The sequence below is a fragment of the Ruoffia tabacinasalis genome (assembly GCF_005864045.1).
In the GTDB taxonomy this organism is placed as follows: Bacteria; Bacillota; Bacilli; order Lactobacillales; family Aerococcaceae; genus Ruoffia; species Ruoffia tabacinasalis.
Genome location: NZ_VBSP01000026.1, coordinates 25,116 through 33,692, shown reverse-complemented (window position 1 = coordinate 33,692; position 8,577 = coordinate 25,116). Strand labels below are relative to the sequence as shown.

The 8,577-nt window shown below is 35.6% G+C and carries 12 protein-coding genes; all 12 read right to left on the bottom strand.

Annotated elements, in window-relative coordinates; all coding sequences use genetic code 11:
- Positions 1 to 247 precede the first annotated feature (247 nt).
- The gene (gene rpmF, locus FEZ33_RS07850) at positions 248 to 430 is read right to left on the bottom strand and encodes a 50S ribosomal protein L32 (RefSeq protein WP_138404853.1); all 183 of its coding nucleotides are present in this window, start codon (positions 428 to 430) and stop codon (positions 248 to 250) included.
- Positions 431 to 459: 29 nt separating this feature from the next.
- On the bottom strand, positions 460 to 1,011 hold the full coding sequence (locus FEZ33_RS07845) for a YceD family protein (RefSeq protein WP_138404852.1): 552 nt from the start codon (positions 1,009 to 1,011) through the stop codon (positions 460 to 462).
- A gap of 91 nt (positions 1,012 to 1,102) precedes the next feature.
- Positions 1,103 to 2,275 carry a nucleotidyltransferase gene (locus tag FEZ33_RS07840; RefSeq protein ID WP_138404851.1) on the bottom strand — a complete coding sequence of 391 codons (1,173 nt, stop codon included), beginning with the start codon at positions 2,273 to 2,275 and terminating at the stop codon, positions 1,103 to 1,105.
- A gap of 20 nt (positions 2,276 to 2,295) precedes the next feature.
- Entirely contained in the window at positions 2,296 to 3,045 is a 750-nt protein-coding gene (locus tag FEZ33_RS07835; RefSeq protein ID WP_138404850.1) for a class I SAM-dependent DNA methyltransferase, read from the bottom strand.
- On the bottom strand, positions 3,042 to 3,401 hold the full coding sequence (gene rsfS, locus FEZ33_RS07830) for a ribosome silencing factor (protein WP_500139088.1): 360 nt from the start codon (positions 3,399 to 3,401) through the stop codon (positions 3,042 to 3,044). The genes FEZ33_RS07835 and rsfS overlap by 4 nt, the downstream gene beginning before the upstream one ends.
- Before the next feature lie 5 nt (positions 3,402 to 3,406).
- Positions 3,407 to 4,015: a bis(5'-nucleosyl)-tetraphosphatase (symmetrical) YqeK gene (gene yqeK, locus FEZ33_RS07825; protein ID WP_138404848.1), complete on the bottom strand. Its 609-nt coding sequence runs from the start codon at positions 4,013 to 4,015 to the stop codon at positions 3,407 to 3,409.
- A gap of 17 nt (positions 4,016 to 4,032) precedes the next feature.
- Positions 4,033 to 4,677 (bottom strand): nicotinate-nucleotide adenylyltransferase, encoded by a 645-nt coding sequence (locus FEZ33_RS07820; protein WP_138404856.1) that lies wholly within the window; start codon positions 4,675 to 4,677, stop codon positions 4,033 to 4,035.
- Between the two features lie 52 nt (positions 4,678 to 4,729).
- Positions 4,730 to 5,047, bottom strand: coding sequence for a ribosome assembly RNA-binding protein YhbY (gene yhbY / locus FEZ33_RS07815; protein ID WP_138404847.1), 318 nt, complete (start codon positions 5,045 to 5,047; stop codon positions 4,730 to 4,732).
- 15 nt (positions 5,048 to 5,062) lie between these two features.
- Positions 5,063 to 6,184, bottom strand: coding sequence for a ribosome biogenesis GTPase YqeH (yqeH, locus tag FEZ33_RS07810; protein WP_138404846.1), 1,122 nt, complete (start codon positions 6,182 to 6,184; stop codon positions 5,063 to 5,065).
- Entirely contained in the window at positions 6,177 to 6,701 is a 525-nt protein-coding gene (locus tag FEZ33_RS07805) for a YqeG family HAD IIIA-type phosphatase (RefSeq protein WP_138404845.1), read from the bottom strand. The genes yqeH and FEZ33_RS07805 overlap by 8 nt, the downstream gene beginning before the upstream one ends.
- Before the next feature lie 213 nt (positions 6,702 to 6,914).
- The gene (locus FEZ33_RS07800) at positions 6,915 to 7,145 is read right to left on the bottom strand and encodes a YkuJ family protein (protein WP_138404844.1); all 231 of its coding nucleotides are present in this window, start codon (positions 7,143 to 7,145) and stop codon (positions 6,915 to 6,917) included.
- 162 nt (positions 7,146 to 7,307) lie between these two features.
- Positions 7,308 to 8,504: a glycosyltransferase family 4 protein gene (locus FEZ33_RS07795; RefSeq protein ID WP_138404855.1), complete on the bottom strand. Its 1,197-nt coding sequence runs from the start codon at positions 8,502 to 8,504 to the stop codon at positions 7,308 to 7,310.
- Positions 8,505 to 8,577 lie beyond the last annotated feature (73 nt).

Below are 8,577 nucleotides of genomic sequence, written 5' to 3'. Positions count from 1 at the left end.
TTACACCGCACCCCCTTGTGCATTTCCTCCATGATGTCATCTTGAAGTTGAACATGTTTATCTTTAATATTTAGTAAGTCTGCGATATAATTCATATGAGCCAAGTGAATTCTCCTTTTAGTAATGTGTGGTAACTTTATTATATAGGAATTCACTGGCTTTTTGTGTACATACAAAAAAAGGTGTCAGTGAGATTTCTCTCACCAACACCAAAAATTCAAGAACCAAAAAGATTAGCTCAACAAAATTATTCAGCTGTATTAGATACAACTTCTTTTCCATCGTAGTGTCCACATGATGAACATACACGGTGGCTTAATTTTAATTCTCCACAGTTAGCACAAGTATTCATTCCTGGTACTTGTAACTTGTAGTGTGTACGACGTGCTCTTTTCTTTGCTTTTGATGTTTTACGTTTAGGTACTGCCATTCTCTACACCTCCTAGTTGATGTTTGAGGTTATTCTTCCTCATCTTCGTTATCTAATAGCGTTTTTAAGGCTGCAAAGCGAGGATCAACCGTTTCGGCTTTCTCTTCCGCTAAGTTTTGCTCGTATTCTTCTTCGGTGACGACTGTCCAATCATTACCCGACGGTAAATCTCCGTCTTCTTCTCCTGGTTTCAATACTCTTGTAGGTATATTAATCGCGATGTTATCAGTCACTGCTGCATCTAAATCAATATAATCATACTGAAGTACAATCGTAGTCTCTTCATATTCCCCGACGTTTCCATCATATTCCTCATACACATAACGTTCGCTAATTGGAATGTTTAAGTGTAATGATACTGGTTCTAATGATCTCGATGACGGCACCGTCAGTCGAGTATCGATTTGACCATGAAGAATGATATCTTCATTAGAAGGTACGAAATATCCGTTTACAATCACTGATTCCACATCTAAGATTGAAGGGTTTCGCTCCATGAGCTGTTCTTTAATATCTAAAGATTCTTCAAAATTAATAATATCATCAGGATGATCTTTTAATTGGCGGATTGTCCATTTCATCTATTATCACCTCTAAAACGACAAGATTTATTATATTGAAGTTTACAATTCTTGTCAAGATTATTTTAATATTAACACGATTCCTTTTCAATTAATAGTGAATTGGGAATCTTCCAGTGTTTTGTTGCATTATTTTATGTTTTGGATTGAGTGAATAGACTGTGTCCGCACGTAAATTTAATTGATAAATGCGTGCGTTGTCTTGAGTCAAATTACTAAATAAATTCAATCCTGTTTGGTTTCGCTTCATCTTAAGTACTTTTCTTCCTTCATCTGTGTAACCTAACACTCGAATAGCCAGCTTTTCATTATTTAAATCAATGCTTTCTTGCCATTCTTTGTTTGTTATATTCAACAGAATCATCATTAACTTCCTTTGGATGGAGGCCTTCGTCCATCTTTTAGAAGTTAATGTGTCAATCAAAGATTCAAAATTATCAGTTTCCAAAATTTGCTGATAAATATAATGTTCAACACCATGATCAATGCCTTGATATTGAGTTAAGCGTTCGGCACTTTGACTTTGTACTTGGTACTTTAGTAAATCATAATAATCAGTAAGTTGTACGTTTGGATGACTGATTAGTTTTTGATATGTCCGCTTTGGTACAGTATCCTCGGTGACTAATTGTTGACGATTCAATTCTCGTATTTGACTGCCACTTAAGACTGCTTGCATATGTTCATTCTGTTTAATTCTAGGAATAGCTGTAACATCCATCTTAGAATTTAATTGCTTCAATGCTTTAATATATTGAATCCCAAGTAAATGATTAGGTGAGTCAACCAAGAGTTGCGCTATTTCAGAAGATTTACTAATAGCTTCAACAGCTGATTGATAACTCGCTGCATAAGAATAGCCCTCGTTAAGATTAGTTTTAACACTTCTATCGATTGCTTCTTCATTCTCAGCTAACCACTGAACATAAGCATTCAAGTCTTTATATGAAGCAGACTCTGTTCCAAAAACAAGTTGATCTGACCCTAATAATTCTAGTGTCTTAACCGACCAATACGCGAAGTAATCCGCTGCTTGTAAACTAGCTAAGAGTGGTAACTCTAAGACGAGGTCAGCACCGTATTCCAATGCAATCTCAGCTCTTTGCCATTTATCAATTAGAGCGAATTCTCCGCGTTGAACAACATTTCCACTCATCAATACAACGAGCGCATCTGCCGAAGTTCTTTGCTTCATTTGTTCTAATTGATATTGGTGACCAAGATGGAAAGGATTATATTCGGCAATGACTGAAACAATCTTCATCTTATAACACTCCCCAACTCTTACTTACTACATCTAAAGAACCAACGGTCTGCCTCTTTATCTGTTCTCTTGTCATAATATTTACTTCCGTAATCAACAAACACTTCAATCTTATCCGCTTGAAAGCCTGCTTCAACTAAAGCATCCATATACTTCTCTAATGGGAAAGTTTGCTCTTGAAGTTCAACATCGACGCGTTCAAACTGTGACCCCTCAACTTGTCTATAGACAGTCAAGTAATGTTCAACGCTAAGTGATTCAGCATCACTGGCGCTTTCCCAAATTAAAGTTGCTGACTCGTCTTGATCAAAGTATTCAAATTCAGAAAAGACATCCGTCATTTGATACGGTGTCCAAACATCAAACAATAACGTTCCTTGCTCAGACAAAGTGCGATACATCCCTTTAAATGCCTCTTTAACGGCCTCGTAGTCGTTTAGAAAGCATAGTGAGTCCAAGTAACAAGTGACTAAGTCAAAGTCCTTTAAATCCGCTGATAAACGCGTCATATCTCCATACTTGAATTCAACATTCGGTAAATTAACTACTTCTTGACGAGCAACCTCTAACATATCCTCATCAATATCAATCCCCGTAACTGAGTCAACGAAAGGTATCATCAGTTGAGTAAACCAACCTGTTCCACAGGCGATATCTAACATTTTTTTAGGCTTACGGTCTATACTATTTAATGTATAGTCAACCCAATATTCATACACAGATAGATCATTGAATCGATCATATACATCTGCTATTTGGCTGAAACTCATTGTTCTGAGATCCAGTCGCTAACATCAACTAATGGTGCATCTTGCCAAATTTTTTCTAAATTGTAATTTGCACGTTCAGAATAGTGGAACACATGAATAATAATATCATTCATATCAATTAATACCCATTTACCACCGTTTTTACCTTCAACGTTTTTCAATTCGAAATTATTCTCATCAATCACGCTAGTAATTTCATTAACAATTGCTGATAATTGACGATCATTTTTAGCATCCATCACGACAAAGTACTCTGCTAATGGTGTCAATTGTGCGACGTCTAAGACCATGATGTTATGTGCTAAACGATCATCTGCGGCGCGTACAATTACTTCTAATTTTTCTTTTGTGTTTATAATAATTAACCCTCCTGTTTTTTTGCCCAGTGGTTATAAATAACCACACTTTCAACATATACTTTCTTATTCGTTTCAACAAGATGTTTGATTGTTTCTCTCATCTTGTAAAAGACAACTGCATCCAAATCTTTTTCAGCTAATTTTCTAGCTTCATTCACCCCATCAAAGTTACGACCAGGTTCAATATAATCTGCCACAAAGAGTAATTTGCTCAGTAAACTCATTTCCTTAGCGCCAATCGTGTGTTGTGCAATGGCATGAACGATTTCATCGTCCAATACACTATACTTCGCACGAGCTAATTCTGCTGCAGCTAGGCCATGCCATACTGCTTCGTTCGCAACTCTTAAGGGCTCATAAGGTGCATACATTGTCGCAAGTTGATACATCTTTTCGTCAGAATAATCTTTACAATGATCATGCATTAAAGCAGAGATACTCACTTTTTTTAGATCTTTGTAATTATATTTTTCCGCTAATTCTAGTGCTGTTTCTTCAACACGAAGAACATGCTTAAATCTTTTTGGTTTGAGTTCTTCTTTAAGATTATTAAGTAGTTCTTCTCGTGTCACATTTATATAATCTTTAGTGTATAGGATTTCTGATACCAAACTCTTGCCTTCTTTCTTTAATCCATCTCATAAAGTTTGTGTTTTTGGATATAAGCTTCTACCTTACTTGGAACTTGATAACGAATAGATTGTTCCAAATACACTCTGAGTCGTATTTCTGTTGAACTCAATTCAATCAAGGGAGAGTCGACCCATAGTATAGGATATTGTCCTTGATAAGGGAATTCCCCTGGACGTCTGACTCCAACAAATTGAACTAATTGTACTAATTCATCAATTTGTTTCCAAGTTGACAAATCATTCGCGCTATCAGAACCGATTATAAAATAAAAATCAGATTCTGGATAAGTCTCAACGAAATGTCTCATTGTATCAACAGTATAATTCACCCCACCACGGTGAATTTCATAAGGTTGTACTTTAAATAAAGGATTATTCTCAATGGCTAATTGAATCATTTGAACACGGTGTTGCGAAGCGATGGTCGTCTTTCCTGGTGCATGAGGTGGTTTAGCCGTTGGCATAAACCAAACTTCATCTAATTCCAATTGATTCCCAACTTGTTCTGCCATTAATAAATGTCCGAGATGTGGCGGATTAAATGTTCCACCTAAAATACCAATCCGTTGTCGATCATCCACCGATGATTTCGGAGTAAATTGACTCAGAATAATCGGTTCGAGTGCTTCTTCAATTGACATAAACTCTTGCGCTTTTACTGTGCCATTTGAAATACCCATTCTACGCGTCCCCTTAGCTTAATCGATTTACTTGTTGACTGATTTCCTGATATTTTTCTTTTGATGATGGACGGTATAAAATCGCTGTACTTCCGATTGTTTGAATAATAACACCACCGATTTCATCCGCAATTTTGTTAGCAACGTCATCTAAATCTTCATCACTGTTTTGTAAGATGACAAATTTAATTAATTCACGCTTTTCAATTGCGTTGTCCACTTGCTCGATAAATACATCTGTTAATCCTAATTTCCCCATCTGGAAAAGAGGTTTTAAATTATGCGAGTATTTACGCAAAAATTTTGTTTGTGCTTTGTTTAATGTAATCATATTAATTCCCTTCGTTTAAATAATTGCTGTACGTTTAGATACGCTAATTTCTTTAGGTAGCCAAACTTTTATTTCTGCTTTTGCATTTACTGTTAACCAACCTAAACCAGTAATACTAATGTCTTGTGTTTGGTCTAGTGTGAATGTTTGCTCAACTAGTTCTGGATACTCTTCTGCATAATCCTTGCTAGGTGGTGCTAACATCTCACCAACATGTTTCTGATACAGCTCATCTGCATTCTCAGTTTTAGTTCGATGTAAGTACAAATCAGTTGAAACGTAGAAAGTCATCGCTGTCTTTTCAACTTCTGATTGAACGAGATCCACTCGCCCCACACCGGCTAAAAAGATTGTTTGCCCTTCATTTAATTGGAAGGTTTTTGGTTTGATAGGCTTACTTGGTAGCACAATTTGGTTGTCTGAACGAGTTAAATGATGTGCTAATTGTGTACGACGGATGATACCTGGTGTATCAATGATCGCATGTGCATCCGTTAATGGAATTTGAATTAAATCCAACGTTGTACCAGGATGGTTTGACGTTGTAATCACTTCTTTATCTCCACCGTAGTAACCAATCAATTGATTAATCAATGTTGATTTCCCAACGTTCGTCACCCCAACAATATAAACATTGCGGTCACTAATGACTTCTTCAATTTTTTCAGCTAATGAATAAATTCCCGCGCGCTTTGTCCCGTAAGTTAATACGATATCTTCAGGATACAAACCATGACGGTTTACTGTTTGTCTAATCCAATCTTTTACTTTTGATTTACGCGTTACTTTTGGCAATAAATCAAATTTGTTTGCTGCGATGATAAATGGTTGATTCCCGATAAATCGGTGTAACCCAGAGATTAAACTTCCTTCAACATCAAAGATGTCTACAACTAAAACAACAAAGGCATCGTCATTAGCAATCTCACCCAATTTATTTAAAAATACATCGTCATCAATATCTAAATCTTGTAATTGATTGTAATGTCTTAGTTTAAAACAACGTTGGCAGTAAAATTCACCTTTTTCAATTCCTTTATTTAACGCAGATTGAGGTAAATAACCTATCTCATCTGGATTCTCTGTTTGAATGGTTGCCCCGCAACCGATACATTGAAATGTTTCTTGCTCACTCAAGCGTATTCCCCCAATCACCTGTTCGGTCTATGCCGACGATTTTAAATGCTATCTTTTCTATCATACGATTAATTATTGTAAATATATTATCATTTGGTGCAATAGGTTTGACTAAGATACTCTTAAGATGATTACGATTCGCACCAATCACATCTGTCATAACTTGATCTCCAATAACAGCGACATTCTCTTTAGGTACTTGTAAATCCTCGATAGCAAGTACAAAATGCTTTCTGCGTGGTTTTAAAGCACTTGAAGTAAACCTTAACTCTAATGGTTCTGCTACTTTAAGTACTCGATCATAGTTGTTGTTTGATAAGAGGTAAATACCAATCCCTGCGTCTTTAAATCTTGTTAACCATTCAGCCATCTCTTCAGTATGCTCCCACTGATTCCACGCAATGAGCGTGTTATCTAAGTCGCATATGATTGCTTTAATATCATGTCGCAATAAATCTTCTGGCTTAATTGCGTAAATTGAATTGATGGTCCAGGTTGGAGTCAATAATTTTTTCATATAGTCCCCTTTAAATTCTTATATTGTCTTTGATATTATAACATATTCTTCCAACATTCTATAATAACATATCATATCTGAGTACTGAACACTATTTGATCAAATTGACAAATATATATTCTATTCTAACAAAAAATAATCCTAATAAATTATTGCTTCATGTTATAAATCTATAACATTGAATAATTTATTGGGATTATTTACTGAGTTTAATTAACCTAATAATTCGTAAATTTCAATTGCTACTAAATCGATATCGTCGAAACGGTAAGTTGTTCCTCGTTGACTATCTGATAATTCGAATGCTTTATCATCTGCATGATAAGTTACTTGGCATTTTTCAACACCATCTAATTCAAAACGGCGAACCTCTGGTTCACTATTATTAGCATTTACCATAGCTTCTAAGCGTTGGATAATACCTGTCAAAACTGAAGTTTTCATAGTTGATTCCTTTCGTTAACAGAATTGCTCAATATGTGAGCAGCAAAACTAAACTAGGTTAGTTTTTCAATATAGTATATGTTAACAAAATGCTTTGAAATTGCAAGAAGTTACATAAACTATTTTCGATAAATTCTTATTTTTCTACATCTACTACATAAGTTACGTATTACTCCACGGTTCTTTAAACTCACTTAACATTCTATCAAAGAAATTTGAGCGTGACTGATCTGTATTTTGAATAATATCGTCATAAAACGCATAAACATTCTCTGCAAAGCGTTCAGCAGAGATGCTTTCTAATGAATCAGGATTAATATTCTCAATTTCACCCGCATATTTCTTATTTAGATATTTAACAATCGCTTCTGATAATGACCCATTTGGTGCATAGAGTTGTCCGAATTCTCCTGATTGAATAATTAAGTTTAAGTAATCATTTTCCTTCGCCACAATTGGTAAGCGATTCGCGATTGACTCTAAGTACGTTAAACCTTGTGATTCTGATTCACTCGCATTTATGTATAAATCGGCCATTTGGTAATATTGATTGACTTCATTATGTGAAATTTCACCAATGAAGTGAACATTCTCCAATTCAAATCCTTTAGCAATGGTTTCTAGCGTCTCGCGGTAAGGTCCGTCTCCGACTATGACTAAATGAGCCGATGGATACGCTTCTTGAACCGCCGGAAATGCCATAATAACCTCGTCTAAAGACTTCTCTTTCGATAAGCGTGATAAAGATAGTAATACCGGTGCTTCTTGTGGAATATTCAATTTCTTACGCATCATCGGACGGTAATCTTCGTTGAATTCTGGTAAAAGAACGCCGGTTGGAATAATGCGCATCGGCGCTTCAACACCATAGTCTTTTAACGTTGCATAAGTTAATTCACTTGGTGTAATCACTCCGTCTGCTTGTCCACAGAATACTTTTGAAAACCAACGTACGTGTTGTCGTTTAATTAAACGCCCATCCCAAATGTAGTGAGTGTAATTTTCATACATCGTATGATAAGTATGAATCGTCGGAATTTTTAATCTGCTTGCTACGTATTTACCTGCTAAACCTAAGCTGAATTCTGTATGTGTATGGATTATATCTAAGTCATATTCTCTCGATATCTTCACACATCGATCTAAACCACCAAAAGCTATTCGGCGATCTTCAAAACTCGCAAAAGGTATACTTGGTAATCTAACTACGCCATTTTCTGGCCGTGCTTCTGGATCTGATGTTGTAAATATTATGACTTCATGGCCAACTTTTCTTAACTGATCACAAAGTATCTTGATTGAAGTCGATACTCCACTTACTTGTGGAAAATATGTGTCAGTAAACATGCCAATTCGCATCAAATACCCCTCTCAACTATAATTTTTCATATAAATTATAGTACTTTTTAAAGTGTAGACCTATTGTATCACA